Consider the following 15,951-nt stretch of genomic DNA (forward strand, 5'->3'; position numbering starts at 1 on the left):
AGCATGCTGCGCCGCAGCAAATGGCCTCCGCCCCATGCGGCACTTCCCCTAGCAGGGGCTATTTGAAATCCCGGCTGGCGGTAGGCAGGCTACCCAGCAAGGGGGTCAAGTCCACCAGTTTCCGGGCGATCAGGTTCATCACATCGCCTTCGCGCTGCCAGCGGCCGTACACCGCCAGCAGCCTGGCGCCCAGGAGCACTGCACGCTGCGTCTCCCGCACGGCCCTCCAGCAGATCACCTGCACCACCCCGGTTTCGTCTTCCAGGGTGATGAAGGTGGTGCCCTTGGCGGTGGGCGGCTGCTGGCGCAGCGTGACGATGCCGCAGTGGCGCACCATGCGGCCATCGGGTACGTCCCGCAGGTCTTGGGCCGACATGAGCCTGCGCCGGGCCAGTTGGGGCCGCAGCAGCGCCAGCGGGTGGCTGCGCAGGGTCAGGCCCAGGGACGCGTAATCCCACACCACCTCTTCCCCTTCCAGTGCGGGGGGCAGTTCCAGCAGATCCTCGTCCACCGGCGCATCCCGCAGCAGCAGCGGCGTGGAACGCAGCGCCGAGGCATCCCAGACCTGTTGCCGCCGGTGGCCGGACAGGCCCATCAGCGCATCGGCGGCGGCCAGGGTCTGCATCTCGTGCTGCTCCAGGTGGGCACGCCGGGCCAGGTCTTCGGCGCTGTCAAACGGTGCTTCGGCACGGGCCTGCACGATGCGCTGGGCGGACTTTTTCTGCAGCTTGTCGATGAGGCGCAGGCCCAGCCGCACGGCCGGGGGGTGCGGCAGGTCTTCCAGGGTGCAGTCCACCTGGCTGTGCATCACATCCGGGGACCGCACCTCCACCCCGTGGCGCTGGGCATCCTGCACCAGTTGCGAGGCCGAGTAAAAACCCAGCGGCTGGCTGTTGAGCATGGCGGCCAAAAATTCGGCCGGGTGGTGCCGCTTGATCCAGCAACTGTCATAGACCAGCAAGGCAAACGATGCCGCATGGCTCTCTGGAAAGCCATACTCGCCAAAGCCCTTGATCTGCTCGAAGATGTTCTGGGCAAACGCCTCGTCGTAGCCGCGCGCCGTCATGCCACCCACAATCTTGTCGTAGTATTTTTCCAGCCCGCCCTTGCGTTTCCAGGCGGCCATGGCCCGCCGCAGCCCGTCTGCCTCGCCCGCGGTAAAACCTGCGGCCAGGATGGAGATCTGCATCACCTGCTCCTGGAAGATCGGCACCCCCAAGGTGCGGCCCAAGGCCTCTTCCAGCGCCGCGCTGGGGAACGTGACGGGCTCGATGCCCTGCCGACGGTTCAGGTAGGGGTGCACCATGCCACCCTGGATGGGCCCGGGGCGCACGATGGCCACTTCCACCACCAGGTCGTAGAAGCAACGGGGCTTGAGCCGGGGCAGCATGCCCATTTGCGCCCGGCTCTCGATCTGGAACACGCCCACGGTGTCGGCTTGGCAAATCATGTCGTAGGTGGCCACACACTTGGGCGGGATGTCCTGCATGGTCATGGTCTGGCCGGTGCGCTGGCCAATGAAGTCCAGCGACTTGCGCAGGGCGGTGAGCATGCCCAGCGCCAGGCAGTCCACCTTGAGCAGGCCCACGGCATCCAGGTCGTCCTTGTCCCATTCGATCACGGTGCGGTTGGGCATGGCAGCGTTTTCGATGGGCACCATACGCGCCAGCGGGCCCTGGGTGAGCACAAAGCCCCCGGTGTGCTGGGATAGGTGGCGCGGAAAGCCCAGCAAGGCCGTGGTCAGCTCCAGCAGTTGCTGCACCGCCAGGTCGTCCAGGCGCAGGCCCGCTTCCTGCAGCCGCACGGGGTCCACGGTCTGGCCATCCCACCAGTGGTGGCCCTTGGCCAGCAGTTCCAGGGTCTCCAGCGGGAACCCCAGCGCCTTGCCCACGTCCCGGATGGCCGATTTGGGTCGGTAGCAGATGACCACGCCGGTCAGTGCCGCGCGGTCCCGACCGTATTTGGCGTACAGGTACTGCAGCACCTCTTCACGCCGCTCGTGCTCGAAGTCGATATCGATGTCGGGCGGCTCGTTGCGCTCGCGGCTGATGAAGCGCTCAAACAGCATGCGCATGCGCGCCGGGTCCACCTCGGTCACCCCCAGGCAGTAGCAAACCACGGAGTTGGCCGCCGACCCCCGGCCCTGGCAGAGGATGTGCTGGCTGCGGGCGAAACGCACGATGTCGTAGACAGTGAGAAAGTAGTGTTCGAAGCGCAGATCGCCAATGAGTGCCAGCTCGTGCTCGATCTGCTCCTGCTCTTTGGCGGCCATGCCCTGCGGCCAGCGCCGCCCTGCCCCCTCGTAGGTGATGCGGCGCAGATACCCCATAGGCGTTTCGCCCGGCGGCACCACTTCGTCCGGGTACCGGTAGCGCAACTCGTCCAGAGAAAAGTCGCAGCGGGCGGCCACTTGCAGGGTCTCCATCAGCAGGTCCGGGGGGTAGGTCTGGGCCAGGCGCAGCCGGGTGCGCAAATGCCGCTCTGCATTGGGCTGCAGGGCCAGGCCGCAGGCGGTCAGGGGTTGGCCGATCCGGGTGGCGGTAAGTACATCCTGCAGCGGCTTGCGGGAGCGCACATGCATGTGCACGTCCCCGGCGGCGACCAGCGCAATGGCGGTGAGCGCGCTGACCTGGCGCAGCTGGTGCAGCCACATCTCGTCGCCCAGCACGCGCAGCATCTGCACCGCCAGCCAGCAGCGGCCGGTAAAGGCACCGAGCAGCCAGCGGGCCACGGATTCCAGCTGCGCGCCAGTGGAGCGCCGGTCCGGTGCGGCCAGCACCACGCAGTCGGCCAGGGCCTGCGGGGCGATGGCATCGCGGCTGAGGTGGTACGTGCCCTTGTGCGCCGACCGGCGCAGCCCGGTGATGAACTCGCACAGATTGCCGTAACCGTTGAGGTTGCAGGCCAGCACGATGAAGGTGAACGGCGCCTCGCCATCGACCTGGAACTGGCTGCCCACCAGCAATGGCAGGCCCTGCTCCTTGGCGGCCACGTGGGCGCGCACGATACCCGCCATGGAACACTCGTCGGTGACCGCCAGGGCGGCATAGCCCAGTTTTTTGGCCCGTTCCACCAGCTCGTCGGGTTGGCTGGCACCGCGCAGAAAAGAGAAATTACTCAGGCACCACAGCTCGGCATAGGCCGGAATGGTCGATGGAACGGTCGGTCGGTCGGACAACATGGCTTCAGGCGAACATGCCGTGCAGGAACCAGGCGGTGTCCTCGTCGGCCAGCCGGGTCTGGTAGATCCATAGCACCCCGGCGTGTGCGCTCAGGGCGACCCAGTAGTCGCGCACCACGGTCTGGGCATGGGTGCCCGTCTCATCGCTGAGCCGGTGCCACCAGCCGCCTTCGACCCGGTGCGGGCCCGACAGCAACTGCAGCAAACCCTGGTACAGCGGCCGATGGTCCTGCACCGCCAAGGGCAAGGGCTGCAGCAGTACAAAGCTGGGCTGGGGCAGCGTGTACGGCGCCGGAGAGGTGGCAGCGCTCTTGCGTGGCAGCGGTGCCGGGGCCGGTTGCCAGTGGACGGTCCACTCCAGGCGGTGGTCTTCCTGCAGCACCGGGCGCAGCACCCGCTGCGGCCCCAGCCGGGCGGCAATGCGCTCCAGCACCAGGGCCAGCGACTCGCCGTCTTGCTGGCTGTCGGGCAGCAAGGAGGCGGTGGGCGCTTCAAAGGCCCGCACCTCCACGGCCAGCAGCTCAAGATCCCCCACCGGGGCCAGCAACTGCACTTTGGCCAGGTTTTCTGCGAGCAACCGTGCCAGGTGCTCGACGCTGCGGGTGGGCTCTGCGGTGCGGATGGTGAGTTCACCACCGTCACCGGCGGTTTTGGAGCGCATGGCATCGTGGCACCAGCGCAGGGTGACGGCCGTGACACCGCAGCGCCGGGCTGCCAGCCAGCCGCACAGCTGCAGCAGCAGGCGGCGTGCACCGAACAGAATGGCCGGGGCATGCTCGACCCGCGACATCAGCTCCAGCCGGGCATGGAACTGCTCGGGCAGCGCCACCCAGGCATGGGCACAGGGGCGCAGGCCATAGGCCTGGTCCAGGGCCACCAGCAACTCCTTGTCGAAGCGGCGGCTGAGCCCGCCGCGTGGCAGCGCCCGGACCTGGCCCAGGGTGGTGCAGCCCAGGCGCGCCAGCATCGGCGCATGGGCCGCCACCGCCGCCAAAGATGCCAGCGGCAGGGCATCCAGCAGCACCGCCAGCGGCTGGGCAAAGCCGTTGCGCACGCCGCAGCGCGCCAGGGCCAGCGCCGCCAGGCTGGTGGGGGCCCAGGCCAGAAAAGCCACGCCCAGCGCCGCAGATTCCGTACGCACCTGCGCCGCCAGCGCGCGCCTGCCGCCAAACAGGCGCTCGCTGCCCTCCACTTCCATCAGCACGGCGGCTTCCAGCACGGCCACGCGGGGGGTGAATTGCAGACACCACACCGCCAGACCCTGCAGCGCCTCAGTGCGGGGCGGGTTGGGGGGTGGGGGTGCTTCGGGGAGCAAGGCGGCCCACAGCATGGGAACTTTCGCGGGGAAGAAAAAACTGGCTGGGGCGCAGCAGGCGCGGTGTCAGCACCGACGCCAGCCCACCGGGCACCGAGGGCAGCGTGACCTGCCCCGCGTGCACCGGGCCGCGGCGCTTGAACACCTGCACGCGCAACGCCCAGTCCAGGCCCAGGCTGGCATGCACCCGCAGCGGGGCCGCCGAGGCTTCATGCTGCGCGGCTTCGGGGCGGCACAGGAACACCAGGCCCGCACAGCTTTGCGCGCACACCTGCAGGCGGCGGATCTGCTCTTGCCGCGCCTGCGGCACCCAGGCCACCAGGGCACCGGCCGAGCCAGATTTGATGAGCTGCTCGGTCACCCACAGCCGTTCTGCGGGGGTATCGGCCTGGATCCACACCAGTTGGCGCGGGTCCAGCCCCGCATGTACCAGGCCCGGCAGGTGCGGCTGCCGGGGCGGGGCCACCACCACCACCTGGCCGCCCCGGGCCACCACCTGGCGCAGCGCTGGCCCCAGCAGCCGCCATTCCAATACCGCCGGTTGCGGACTCAGCACCTCGGCCAGCGCATGGCAGGGCCAGCCGCCGCCGGGCAGTTCCTGGTCCAGCAGTGCCCACCCGGATGAAACCACCGAGGCCACGGGCGTGCCCAGCTCGGAACCACGCCAGACCGCCGCCGCCACAGCGGGAGGCAGCTGGCCGAGCCCCCGTGGGGGACTTGGGAGACGTGGAGTTGGCACGGGCGCTGCGGGGAGCGCTTCGTACCATGCGGGTTGGGCTTGCATGGGCGTCAATATACTGTTTATACGTACAGTATACGCACATCACCCCAACCCCGCTAGCTCGTAGGCCGTGCTCCGGGCAGTTGCATCACCTTCCCCACCAGGGCGGGCACGGGCAGTGCATGGTGTGCCGCCGCGATGCGCTGCACCCGGGCCAGCACCTCGGCGGGAAAGGCCGCCGAACGGGGGCCACGCATGTCCACATGCAGCAGCATCTGCTCGCACACCGCCACCGGCTCCGCCTGGCCCGGCAACAGCAGCTGCAGAAAAATATGCAACCGCTTGGCGTCCAAGCCCAGCACCTGCAGTTGCACCTGCACTTCGGCCCCCAGCTTCACCTCGTGCAGGTAGTGGATATGGCTTTCCAGCGTGAACAGGCTGCCGTGGGTGCGGGCGCGGCCCGCGGCATCCAGGCCGATCTGGTCCATCAGTGCGTCGGTGGCGTAGCTACAAATCAGCCCGTAGTAGGCATCGCGCAGGTGGCCGTTGTAGTCCACCCATTCGGGCGGCACTTTGGCGATGTACAGGGGGTCAGATGCCATGGCGGGCTTTGGCGGCTTCCACGGCGGCCATCACGCTCTGGATGGCATCGTCGCGGTAGCGCTCCAGTTGCTTGATGCTGTGGGTGCCGAGCTGGGCAGTGGTGCCCTCCACCACGCTGTCGATCAGCGCATCGGTGAGTTTAGGCGCCACCAGCTTGGTCCAGGGCAGCTCCAGGGCCGGGCCAAACTGCGCCATGAAATGCCGCATGCCCGCATCGCCCCCTGCCAGGGTGTAGGTCAGGAACGTGCCCATGAAGGACCAGCGGATGCCTGCGCCATAGCGGATGGCATCGTCGATCTCGCCGGTAGTGGCCACGCCGTCGTTGACCAGGTGCAGGGCCTCGCGCCACACGGCCTCCAGCAGGCGGTCGGCGATGAATCCGGGGATTTCCTTGCGTACATGCAGGGGCCGCATGCCAAGTGCGCTATAGATTTTGATAGCCGCGGCAATGGCTTCGGCGGAGGTCTTTTCGCCGCCCACCACTTCCACCAGGGGCAGCAAGTACACCGGGTTGAACGGGTGACCGACCACGCAGCGCTCGGGGTGAGTGGCACTGGCGTAAAAGTCGGTGGGCAACAGGCCGGAGGTGGACGAGGCGATGATGGCATCGGGCCGGGCGGCCGCGCTGATCTGCGCGTGCAGCGACAGCTTGAGGTCTTGCCGCTCGGGGGCGCTTTCCTGGATGAAGTCGGCGTGCTGCACGCATTCGGCGATGGTGGCGACAAAACGCAGGCGCTCCATGGAAGCCCCTGCCGCCAAACCTTGCCGCTCCAGCGCAGGCCAGGCATTGGCCACGTTGGCGCGCAGTTGCTGCTCGGCCCCGGCAGCCGGGTCCCAGGCGACGACATCCAGCCCGTGGGCCAGTGCGCGTGCGACCCAGCCGCTGCCGATAACGCCTACGCCCAGGGCGGCGAAAGTCTTGATGTGGGTGGTGATGGTCATGGTGAAAGCTTAAAGAGTTGTTAATGAGTTGAACCACCAGGCGGGCCAGGCCAGCACCTGGTCGGCCACCAGTTGGTAGCCCGCCGCCCCCGGATGGCAGCCGTCGCTGGCGGCCACGTCGGCCCGCCAGAGTGCGCTGTCGGCCAAGAATCGGGCCACCGGCATATACGGCACGCCCAGGGCCCGGGCGCGGTCGGCGTACAGCGGGCACAGGTCCAGGATGCGGGCATCCTGCGCCGCCTCGCCCACCGGGAACGGGCCCAGCACCACGGTGGGGTGCAGCGCCTGGGCCGTGGAGACGATGCGGGTAAAGCATTCCACACTCTGCGCCACCGGCACCCGCAAGCCGTCGTCCTGCGGGGTCATGTCGTTGGCACCGAATGAAAACACCAGGTATTTATGGCACTGCACCTGCAGGCGCACTGCCGACTCGGCCTGCCAGCGCGCCGCGATGCCCTGGCTGGTATCGCCGCGGATGCCCAGGTTATGGGCGGTCACCGCATAGCCCCGGTTCCACGCAGCGGCACTGACACGGCCCGGCCAACCCAGGCAGGTCGGGTCGCTGGTGCCCTGCGTCATCGAATCGCCGACGAAGCAAATGCGGTGGTCGTTGATCAGATCAGCCACGCTTTTTCAGGCCCAGCTTCTGGCGTCCTTCTTCCGGGGTGAGCGTGCGCGCACCCATCATGCTGATGATGCTGCGGGCCCGCTCCACCAGCGATCCGTTGCTGGCGGGCACGCCCTTGTCCAGCCAGAGGTTGTCTTCCAGCCCCACGCGCACATTGCCGCCCAGCAGCACGGCCTGCGCCACCATGGGCATCTGCATGCGCCCAATGCCAAAGCCAGCCCAGGTGGCACCCGGCGGCATGTTGTCGGCCATGGCTTTCATGGTGGTGGTGTCGGCAGGCGCACCCCAGGGGATGCCCAGGCAGACCTGGAACAGCGGCGCGTCGCCCAGCAGGCCTTCTTTCAGCATCTGCTTGGCAAACCACAGGTGGCCGGTGTCGAACACCTCCAGCTCGGCTTTCACGCCCAGCTCCAGAATGCGCTTGGCACCGGCGCGTAACTGGGCAGGGGTGGACACGTAGATGTAGTCGCCGTCGCCAAAATTCAGCGTGCCGCAGTCCAGCGTGCAAATTTCGGGCAGTAACTCTTCGATGTGGATCAGCCGGGCCAGCCCGCCAACCAGGTCGGTGCCGGGGCCGAACTGCATGGGGTTTTCGCCCGCGCCGATTTCCAGGTCGCCGCCCATGCCGGCCGTCAGGTTCAGCACCATGTCCACGCCGCTGGAGCGGATACGGTCCACCAGCTCGCGGTACAGCGCCGGGTCGCGGCTGCCTTTGCCAGTGGCCGGGTCGCGCACATGGCAGTGCACTACGGTGGCCCCGGCTTTGGCGGCCTCTACCGCGGCTTCGGCGATCTGCTTGGGGGTGACGGGAATGGCCGGGTGGCGGCCAACGGTGTCGCCCGCGCCGGTCACGGCACAGGTCAGGATGACATCATGGTTCATGTGTGGCTTTCTTTATAGACCGAGGGACGTGCGCACGGCGGGCAGGCCGTCTTTGCCGTCATAGGTTTTAACGCCCGCCAGCCATTGGGTCAGCAGCTCGGGGTTTTGCTTCAAGAAGGCTTTGGCGGCGGTGGCGGGCAGGACCTTGGCCATGATGGGCACCATCAGGCGGTTTTCCACATCGGTGCTGAAAACCAGGTTGGACACCAGCTTGCCTGCGTTCGGGCAGCGCTCCTGGAAGTCGGTGGCCACCAGGGTTTTGACCGAGGCCTCGCCAAAGTTGGGCCCAAAGTAGGCGTCACCGCCGGTCAGGTAGTTCAGCTTCATCTGGATGTTCATGGGGTGCGGCTCCCAGCCCAGAAACACCACCATCTTCTTCTGCCGAATGGCGCGCTGCACCTCGGCCAGCATGCCGGCCTCGCTGGACTGCACCAGCTTGAAGCCGCCCAGGCCCAGCTCGTTCTTGTCGATCATCTGCTGCACCTTGGCATTGGCGCTGCTACCGGCTTCGATGCCGAAAATCTTGCCGTCCAGCTCCTTCTGGAACTTGGCAATGTCGGCAAAGCTCTTCAGACCCGCCTCGGCTACATAGGCGGGAACCGCCAGGGTGGCCTTGGCACCGCTGAGGTTGGGGGTGGGCAGCACCACCAGGCTTTTGGCCTTGGCCAGCGGATCGACCATGCCGTCTTGCATGGGGCTCCAGTAGCCCAGCGACACGTCGATCTGCTTGCTCTTCAAGCCCGCAAAAGAGATGGGCACCGAGGCGATGGTGGTGCTGGGGCTGTAGCCCAGGCCTTCAAAAACTGTGGTGGCCAGCGCGGTGGTGGCGGTGATGTCGCTCCAGCCGATATCCACAAAACGGATCTTCTTGCAGCTTTCGGCATCCTGGGCCATCGCAGGCACCACGCACATCGCCGCCACCGCCAACCCCACACCCTGGAGCAATTTCTTCATCATGTTTCCTTTGGAATAAACACCGCAAACAGCGCCCACCGCCTTGCGATGGAAGGAATTTACCGGGGGGACCCCTCAAAAAACGACGCATTGCGACCAGTCATTGACCAGCAGCGACCACGCGGGTTTGCCCCAGTCTGCTAAAAACCGGCATGCCCACCGAAGACCTGTACTTTCTGCTGCTGCCCGCGTTTTCGATGCTGGGCTTTGTGTCGGCGGTCGAGCCGCTGCGGGTGGCGAACCGGTACCACAAAGACCTGTACCACTGGCACATCCTGAGCGTGGACGGCGGCCCGGTGACGGCCAGCAACGGCATGTCGCTGAATGCCGAAGGCTCGCTGGACACGGTCGCCAGCGCCCCCACCTTGTTCATCGTGGGCGGCTTCAACCCGCTGGAGCACTACACGCCAGCGCTGGGCAACTGGCTGCGGCGGCTGGACCGGGCGGGCACGGTGCTGGGTGCCATCGACACCGGTAGCTTTGTGCTGGCCGAGGCCGGGCTGCTGCAGCGCCAGAAACTGACCCTGCACTGGGAGGCGATATCGGCGTTTGTGGAGCGCTACCCGGCGCTGGCCGCCTCGGTGACGCAGGAGCTGTTTGAAATTGACGGCCAACGCATCACCAGCGCGGGCGGCACGGCCTCCATCGACATGCTGCTGGCGCTGATTGCCCGCAAGCATGGCCACGCGCTGGCCACCAAGGTGTCGGAACAGTTTGTGTTGGGCCGCATCCGTAACCCTTCGGACCACCAGCGCATGCAGATTGCCGCACGGTACGGCATCCACAACAAGAAAACCATCCAGGTGGTGAGCGAAATGGAGCGCCACATGGAAGACCCGCTATCGCCCGATGCGCTGGCCGACAGCATCGGCGTGACCCGGCGGCAGCTGGAGCGGCTGTTTGCCACCTACCTGAAAGACACGCCCTCGCACTTCTACCTGGGCCTGCGGCTGGACCGGGCGCGCCAGCTCCTGCAGCAGACCGAAATGCGCATCATCGAGGTCAGCGTGGCCTGCGGATTTGAATCGCCCTCGTACTTCTCGCGGGCCTACCGCAGCCGGTTCCACAGCCCGCCCAAGCAGGACCGCCTGGCTAGCTGAGCCCAGAAACGAAAAAACCACCCGAAGGTGGTTCTTATTTTTTGCTGGCAGCGCACCCTACAAAACGGCGGACAGTGGTGACACCGTCCGGGCGGTTTGCTTAAAAGATTTAAGCAGCGACAGGTGCGGCCACGAGTGCCTTCACCTTGGTGCTCAGACGGCGCTTGTCGCGAGCTGCCTTGTTCTTGTGGAAGATGCCCTTGTCGGCAACCGTGTCCACCACCGCTTGCATCTTGGCAAACAGTTCGGTGGCTTTGGCTTTGTCGCCGGTCAGAACGGCTTTTTCGACGTTCTTGACAGCGGTACGGTATTTGGAACGCAGCGAGGTGTTCGCAGCGTTGATCTTGATGTCCTGGCGGACGCGCTTACGGCCCGACGCAAGGCGTGGGTTCTTTTTCTTGGGTTTGGTTGCCATAATAAATTTCCTTGAGATTGTTAGAGGATGATGCCAGCAAAGCCCACGAGTATAGCAGTTGGGCGCTTATGCCACCCAGCCGGGCTACACTGGGTGGGTGAGTCTCTTCAAATCTGCTTCCACCATCTCCCTGCTGACCCTGGCTTCCCGCGTGGCGGGTCTGGTCCGCGACCAGTTGTTTGCTGCCACCTTCGGCGCCAACGCCATGACAGACGCGTTCTACGTGGCGTTTCGCATTCCCAACCTGTTTCGCCGCCTGTTTGGCGAAGGCGCGTTCAGCCAGGCCTTTGTGCCAGTGCTGGCCGCCAGCAAGGCTACGCACGGGCTGGAAGCCACCAAGCTGCTGATCGACCGCGTAGCCACCCTGCTGACCTGGGTGCTGGTGCTGACCTGTGTGCTGGGGGTGCTGGGCACGCCGCTGCTGGTCTGGGCCATGGCCGGGGGCATGCAGCAGGAACCGCAGGCCTATGCGGCGGCCACCACCATGACGCGCTGGATGTTCCCCTACATCCTGTTCATCTCGCTGGTGTCCATGGCCTCGGGCATTTTGAACACCTGGCGGGTGTTTGCGGTACCCGCCGCCACGCCGGTGCTGCTGAACATCGCCATGATCGCCGCCACCGTGTGGGCCACGCCCTGGTTCCGCAGCCACGGCATTGAGCCCATCTATGCGCAGATCATTGGTGTGATGCTGGGTGGCCTCTTGCAATTAGGGGTGCAGATTCCGGCGTTGAAGCGCCTGGGCCTGTTTCCGAATATTGGACTAACTTGGTCGCTTGTGCGCACCGCATGGGCCGATGACGCTACCAAAAAAGTAGCAAAGCTGATGGTTCCGGCTCTGCTGGGGGTGGGCGTGGCGCAGATCTCGCTGTTCATCAATACCCAGATCGCCTCGCGCCTGGCCCCCGGCAGTGTGAGCTGGCTCAGCGGGGCCGACCGGCTGATGGAATTCCCCACCGCCATGCTGGGCGTGGCCCTGGGCGTCGTGCTGATGCCGCAACTGGCCGGTGCCAAGGCCGCCAACGACCCCAAACAGTATTCCGCCATGCTCGACTGGGGCCTGCGCCTGGTGGTGTTGCTGGCCGTACCCTGCTCGGTAGCCCTGCTGACCTTTGCCACTCCGCTGGTGGCGGTGATCTTCCACTACGGTGCTTTCACCGAGCGCGACGTGGCACAAACTGCGCTGGCGCTGATGGGCTGGGGCGTGGGCCTGCTGGGTGTGGTGGCCATCAAGGTGCTGGCCCCCGGCTTTTACGCCAGCCACAACATGAAGACCCCGGCGCGCATTGCCGTGGCCGTGCTGGTCATCACCCAGCTGCTGAATCTGGCGCTGGTGCCGCTGTTCCAACACGCCGCGCTGACGCTGTCGGTGGGCCTGGGGGCCCTGATCAACGCCACCTGGCTGCTGATCGGCCTGCGGCGGCGCGGCAGCTACCTGCCGGTGCCCGGCTGGTGGAAGTTCATTTTGCAGGTGCTGGCCGCCAGCGCCCTGCTGGCGGTATTCTTGATCTGGGCGACCAGTGCCGTGCCATGGACCCAGTTTGCGGGCGCAAAATTGGAACGGGTTGGCTACATGGCGCTGGTGTTGCTTGCGTCAGCAGCTATTTATTTTGTAGCATTGTGGGCAGCGGGAATGAAATTACGTAAAGTGGTGCATCCGGGCGGCATTTAGGCTTGACGCTGCGCCACGACACGCTAGAAACTAGACCATGCACATCCCCTACCACCCCCCCACCCCGCTGGAGTATTTTGCGGCGCTGGTGCAAAGCGACGAACACTTTCCGCTGCTGGAGGCCGTGACCAGCCTGGCGCAAGACGAATACCCTGAACTCGACATCGAACAGGTGCTGGGCGATGTCGACCAGCTGCTGGCCCGCCTCAAGCGTCGCCTGCCACGCGACGCGGTGCCGCTGCAGCGCCTGCGCTCGCTGAACCAGTTCTTCTACCGCGACCTGAACTTTGGCGGCAACGTCAACGACTACTACGACCCCGACAACAGCTACCTCAACGCCGTGCTGCGCACCCGCCGGGGCATCCCGATCTCGCTGGCGGTGCTGTGGATGGAGCTGGCCCAGGGCATTGGCCTGGTGGTGCGGGGCGTGGCGTTTCCGGGGCACTTCATGGTCAAAATCAACCTGCCCAAGGGCCAGGTGGTGATGGATCCGTTCACCGGCCAGTCGCTGAGCCGCGAAGAGCTGTCCGAGCGGCTGGAGCCCTACACGCGGCGCAATACGCTGTCTGACGATTTCGAGGTGCCACTGGGCCTGTACTTGCAGGCCAGCCCGCCACGCGACATCCTGGCCCGCATGCTGCGCAACCTCAAAGACATCCACACCGCGCAAAGCGACTGGCCGCGCCTGATCACCGTGCTGGACCGCCTGCTGGTGCTGCTGCCCGATGCCTGGAGCGAATACCGCGACCGCGGCCTGGCGCACGCCGCCCTGGGCCACACCCGGCCTGCCGTGATCGACCTGGAAAAGTACCTGCTGTGCTCACAGGATGCGCTCGATCTGGACAGCATTTCCGAGCGCCTGAGCAGCCTGCGCCGGGCGAAAAACTAGGTTTTAGACTGGTTTTTAGGCTCGGCCAAAAACAACGCCTGCAGATCGCTCAGGAAGTCAAAGCCCCGCACCGTGGGCCGCACGCGCACACCTTCGCGCTCCAGCAAACCCTTGCGCTCGCCCTCGGCCAGACCCTTCTGGATGCTGGTCAGCGGCAAGCCGGTGCGTTCGGTGAACTTCGGCAGTTCAAAGCCGTCGCGCAGGCGCAGGGCGTTGAGCATGTACTCGAACGGCAACTCGGCGCGCGCAACGTCGTCGTCCTGCGCCACCGCCTTGCCCGCCAGAGCGTTGGCCATGTACAGATTCGGTTCGCGAAAGCGCACCTGCCGGATGATGCGGTGGGCAAAGCTGAGCTTGCTGTGCGCGCCCGCGCCAATCCCCAGGTAGTCGCCAAACTGCCAGTAATTTTGGTTGTGCACGCAGGCGTGGCCGGGCAGCGCGTAGGCCGAGACCTCGTAGCGGTCCATGCCGGCGGCCAGGGTCATTTCGGTGATCTTGTCCAGCATGTCGTAGCCCAGGTCTTCCTCGGGTACCACGGGTGGGAACTTGGCAAAGTAGGTATTGGGCTCGATGGTCAGCTGGTAAATGCTGATGTGTTTGGGCCCTAGCGCAAGAGCGGTGCGCATATCCAGCTCTAGATTTTGTAGCGTCTGGCCGGGCAGCGCGTACATGATGTCCAGGTTGAAGGTGTCAAACGACTGGGCCGCTTCTTCCACCGCCGCAATGGCCTGGGCGCTGTCGTGCACCCGGCCCAAGGCTTTCAGGTGGTCATCGTTGAAGCTCTGTACCCCGACCGACAGCCGCGTCACACCGGCGCTGCGGTAGGCACGGAAGCGGTTCTTTTCGAAGGTACCGGGGTTGGCTTCCAGCGTGATCTCGCAATCCGGCTCCAGCTTCAGGCGGGCGCGGATGTCGCCGATCAGCCGGTCGATGGCCTGCGGCGAAAACAGGCTGGGCGTGCCGCCACCGATGAAAATGCTGTGCACCGTGCGGCCCCAGACCAGCGGCAGCGCAGCCTCCAGGTCGGCCATCAGCGCGTCGATGTAGCGCTGCTCTGGCACTTCGCTGGTCGGCGTGGGGGCGGCCAGATTGGCAGCCGGATGCAGGGTCTGCGCGCCGTCCGCCCGCAGTTCGTGCGAATTGAAGTCGCAGTACGGGCACTTCTTCAGGCACCAGGGCAGGTGCACGTAGAGCGACAGCGGCGGCAGCGCGGCCAGTTGCAGCAGGCCGGGGCGCATGTGGTGTTGCAAATCCTTCACGGCAGCCAGCGCTCGCGCATCAGGGCCAGCATGGCGCGGGAGGATTGGCCCCGGTGGCTATTGGCGTTCTTCACCTCGGGGGTCAGTTCGGCAAAGGTCTTGCCGAACTGCGGGAGGAACATCACCGGGTCAAAGCCAAAGCCGTGCTCGCCCTGCGGCGCGCGGGTGATCTCGCCCACGGCGCGGCCCACAGCAATCAGCGGCTCGGGGTCATTCGGGCTGCGCACGGCCACCAGGGTGCTGACCAGGGCGGCGCGGCGGTTGGCGATGTGCGCCATCTGCTCCAGCAGCGCCCGCACATTGTTGCTGTCGCTCTTGGGGTAGCCGAACTGGGTGGCGTAGTAGGCGGTTTGCACGCCCGGCAGGCCGCCGAAGGCATCGACGCACAGGCCCGCGTCGTCGGCCACTGCGGGCAGGCCGCTGTGGGCGCTGGCGTGCCGGGCTTTGGCCAGGGCGTTTTCGACGAAGGTGTGGAAAGGCTCGTCGGCCTCGGGGATGCCCAACGTGCCCTGCGCCACCAGTTCCACGCCCAGCGGGGCGAACAGGGCTTGCAGCTCGAACAGCTTGCCCGCGTTATTGGATGCCAATACGATTTTCATAAAAAATATGCCTCTAGCGCTTATTCCATGAGCGTGAGCAGCTCTTATTTTGATAGTGCCTGCTGTTGCAGGTCCATCAGGCCGATGATGCCTTTTTCGGCCAGCGCCAGCAGCGCGTCCATCTCGGCGCGGGTAAAGGCCACGCCCTCGGCCGTGCCCTGCACTTCCACGAAATGGCCCGCGCCGGTCATCACCACGTTCATGTCGGTGTCGCAGGCGGCATCTTCGGTGTATTCCAGGTCCAGCAGCGGCGTGCCCTGCACGATGCCCACCGAGATGGCCGCCACGGGCTGGAGGATGGGGGTGGTGCTGATCTTGCCCGACTTGAGCAGCACGTTGACGGCATCCTGCGCCGCCACAAACGCACCGGTGATGGCGGCGGTGCGGGTGCCGCCGTCGGCCTGCAGCACGTCGCAGTCCAGGTGGATAGTGCGCTCGCCCAGCAACTTCAAATCGAACACGGCCCGCAGAGAGCGGCCGATCAGGCGCTGGATTTCCTGCGTGCGCCCACTTTGCTTGCCACGGGCGGCCTCGCGGTCGCTGCGGGTGTGGGTGGCGCGCGGCAGCATGCCGTATTCGGCGGTGACCCAGCCCTCGCCGCTGCCCTTCTTGTGGCTGGGCACCTTTTCTTCCACCGAGGCGGTGCACAGCACTTTGGTATTGCCAAACTCGATCAGCACCGAGCCTTCGGCGTGGATGGTGTAGCCCCGGGTGATGCGCACCGGGCGCAGCTGGTGGGCGGCACGGCCGCCGCTACGGATGAATTCGGTCATGGTGTGGATTTTTGTAAT

Annotated in this window: 15 protein-coding genes; 3 read left to right on the plus strand and 12 right to left on the minus strand. The window is 65.9% G+C overall.

The genetic code is table 11. The features are described from left to right. Nucleotides 1-58: 58 nt before the first annotated feature. The 8 genes from AB3G31_RS16705 to choX all read right to left on the minus strand — a co-directional run bounded on the left by AB3G31_RS16705 (nucleotide 59) and on the right by choX (nucleotide 9,184). On the minus strand, nucleotides 59-3,181 hold the full coding sequence (locus AB3G31_RS16705) for an error-prone DNA polymerase (protein ID WP_367847200.1): 3,123 nt from the start codon (nucleotides 3,179-3,181) through the stop codon (nucleotides 59-61). Between the two features lie 4 nt (nucleotides 3,182-3,185). Further along, nucleotides 3,186-4,511, minus strand: a complete 1,326-nt coding sequence (locus AB3G31_RS16710) for a DNA polymerase Y family protein (RefSeq protein ID WP_367847201.1) — start codon at nucleotides 4,509-4,511, stop codon at nucleotides 3,186-3,188. After that, nucleotides 4,453-5,178 (minus strand): translesion DNA synthesis-associated protein ImuA, encoded by a 726-nt coding sequence (gene imuA / locus AB3G31_RS16715; protein WP_367847202.1) that lies wholly within the window; start codon nucleotides 5,176-5,178, stop codon nucleotides 4,453-4,455. The genes AB3G31_RS16710 and imuA overlap by 59 nt, the downstream gene beginning before the upstream one ends. 155 nt (nucleotides 5,179-5,333) lie before the next feature. Beyond that, nucleotides 5,334-5,819 carry a thioesterase family protein gene (locus tag AB3G31_RS16720; protein WP_367847203.1) on the minus strand — a complete coding sequence of 162 codons (486 nt, stop codon included), beginning with the start codon at nucleotides 5,817-5,819 and terminating at the stop codon, nucleotides 5,334-5,336. Next, nucleotides 5,809-6,762 (minus strand): L-carnitine dehydrogenase, encoded by a 954-nt coding sequence (locus AB3G31_RS16725; protein WP_367847204.1) that lies wholly within the window; start codon nucleotides 6,760-6,762, stop codon nucleotides 5,809-5,811. The genes AB3G31_RS16720 and AB3G31_RS16725 overlap by 11 nt, the downstream gene beginning before the upstream one ends. A 9-nt stretch (nucleotides 6,763-6,771) precedes the next feature. After that, nucleotides 6,772-7,389, minus strand: a complete 618-nt coding sequence (locus tag AB3G31_RS16730; protein WP_367847205.1) for a GDSL-type esterase/lipase family protein — start codon at nucleotides 7,387-7,389, stop codon at nucleotides 6,772-6,774. After that, nucleotides 7,382-8,272, minus strand: coding sequence for a 3-keto-5-aminohexanoate cleavage protein (locus tag AB3G31_RS16735; RefSeq protein WP_315227782.1), 891 nt, complete (start codon nucleotides 8,270-8,272; stop codon nucleotides 7,382-7,384). Before AB3G31_RS16735 ends, AB3G31_RS16730 begins: the two co-directional genes overlap by 8 nt. A gap of 12 nt (nucleotides 8,273-8,284) precedes the next feature. Continuing rightward, the gene (gene choX, locus AB3G31_RS16740; protein ID WP_367850371.1) at nucleotides 8,285-9,184 is read right to left on the minus strand and encodes a choline ABC transporter substrate-binding protein; all 900 of its coding nucleotides are present in this window, start codon (nucleotides 9,182-9,184) and stop codon (nucleotides 8,285-8,287) included. Nucleotides 9,185-9,378: 194 nt separating this feature from the next. Here choX and AB3G31_RS16745 point away from each other — a divergent pair, with 194 nt between their 5' ends. Then, a complete protein-coding gene (locus AB3G31_RS16745) occupies nucleotides 9,379-10,326 on the plus strand; it encodes a GlxA family transcriptional regulator (protein WP_367847206.1) in 948 nt (315 codons plus the stop codon). A 109-nt stretch (nucleotides 10,327-10,435) separates the two neighbouring features. Here the strand turns inward: AB3G31_RS16745 and rpsT are convergent, their stop codons facing one another. Then, entirely contained in the window at nucleotides 10,436-10,744 is a 309-nt protein-coding gene (gene rpsT / locus AB3G31_RS16750; protein ID WP_367850372.1) for a 30S ribosomal protein S20, read from the minus strand. A gap of 94 nt (nucleotides 10,745-10,838) precedes the next feature. Here rpsT and murJ point away from each other — a divergent pair, with 94 nt between their 5' ends. Together murJ and AB3G31_RS16760 are read left to right on the plus strand one after the other, a co-directional pair. Then, nucleotides 10,839-12,413, plus strand: coding sequence for a murein biosynthesis integral membrane protein MurJ (gene murJ / locus AB3G31_RS16755; RefSeq protein ID WP_367847207.1), 1,575 nt, complete (start codon nucleotides 10,839-10,841; stop codon nucleotides 12,411-12,413). A 37-nt stretch (nucleotides 12,414-12,450) separates the two neighbouring features. Beyond that, nucleotides 12,451-13,302, plus strand: coding sequence for a SirB1 family protein (locus AB3G31_RS16760; protein WP_367847208.1), 852 nt, complete (start codon nucleotides 12,451-12,453; stop codon nucleotides 13,300-13,302). Here the strand turns inward: AB3G31_RS16760 and hemW are convergent. From hemW to rph, 3 genes are read right to left on the minus strand one after another with little or no spacing between them, the layout of a single operon-like run. Beyond that, nucleotides 13,299-14,540 carry a radical SAM family heme chaperone HemW gene (gene hemW, locus AB3G31_RS16765; protein WP_367850373.1) on the minus strand — a complete coding sequence of 414 codons (1,242 nt, stop codon included), beginning with the start codon at nucleotides 14,538-14,540 and terminating at the stop codon, nucleotides 13,299-13,301. The two genes, AB3G31_RS16760 and hemW, sit on opposite strands and share 4 nt — an antisense overlap. Before the next feature lie 17 nt (nucleotides 14,541-14,557). Continuing rightward, complete coding sequence (rdgB, locus tag AB3G31_RS16770; protein WP_367847209.1) at nucleotides 14,558-15,160, minus strand: RdgB/HAM1 family non-canonical purine NTP pyrophosphatase; 603 nt, start codon at nucleotides 15,158-15,160, stop codon at nucleotides 14,558-14,560. A gap of 44 nt (nucleotides 15,161-15,204) precedes the next feature. Next, nucleotides 15,205-15,933 (minus strand): ribonuclease PH, encoded by a 729-nt coding sequence (gene rph, locus AB3G31_RS16775; RefSeq protein WP_367847210.1) that lies wholly within the window; start codon nucleotides 15,931-15,933, stop codon nucleotides 15,205-15,207. Nucleotides 15,934-15,951 lie beyond the last annotated feature (18 nt).

The organism is Rhodoferax sp. WC2427, from assembly GCF_040822085.1.
Classification (GTDB): Bacteria; Pseudomonadota; Gammaproteobacteria; order Burkholderiales; family Burkholderiaceae_C; genus Rhodoferax_B.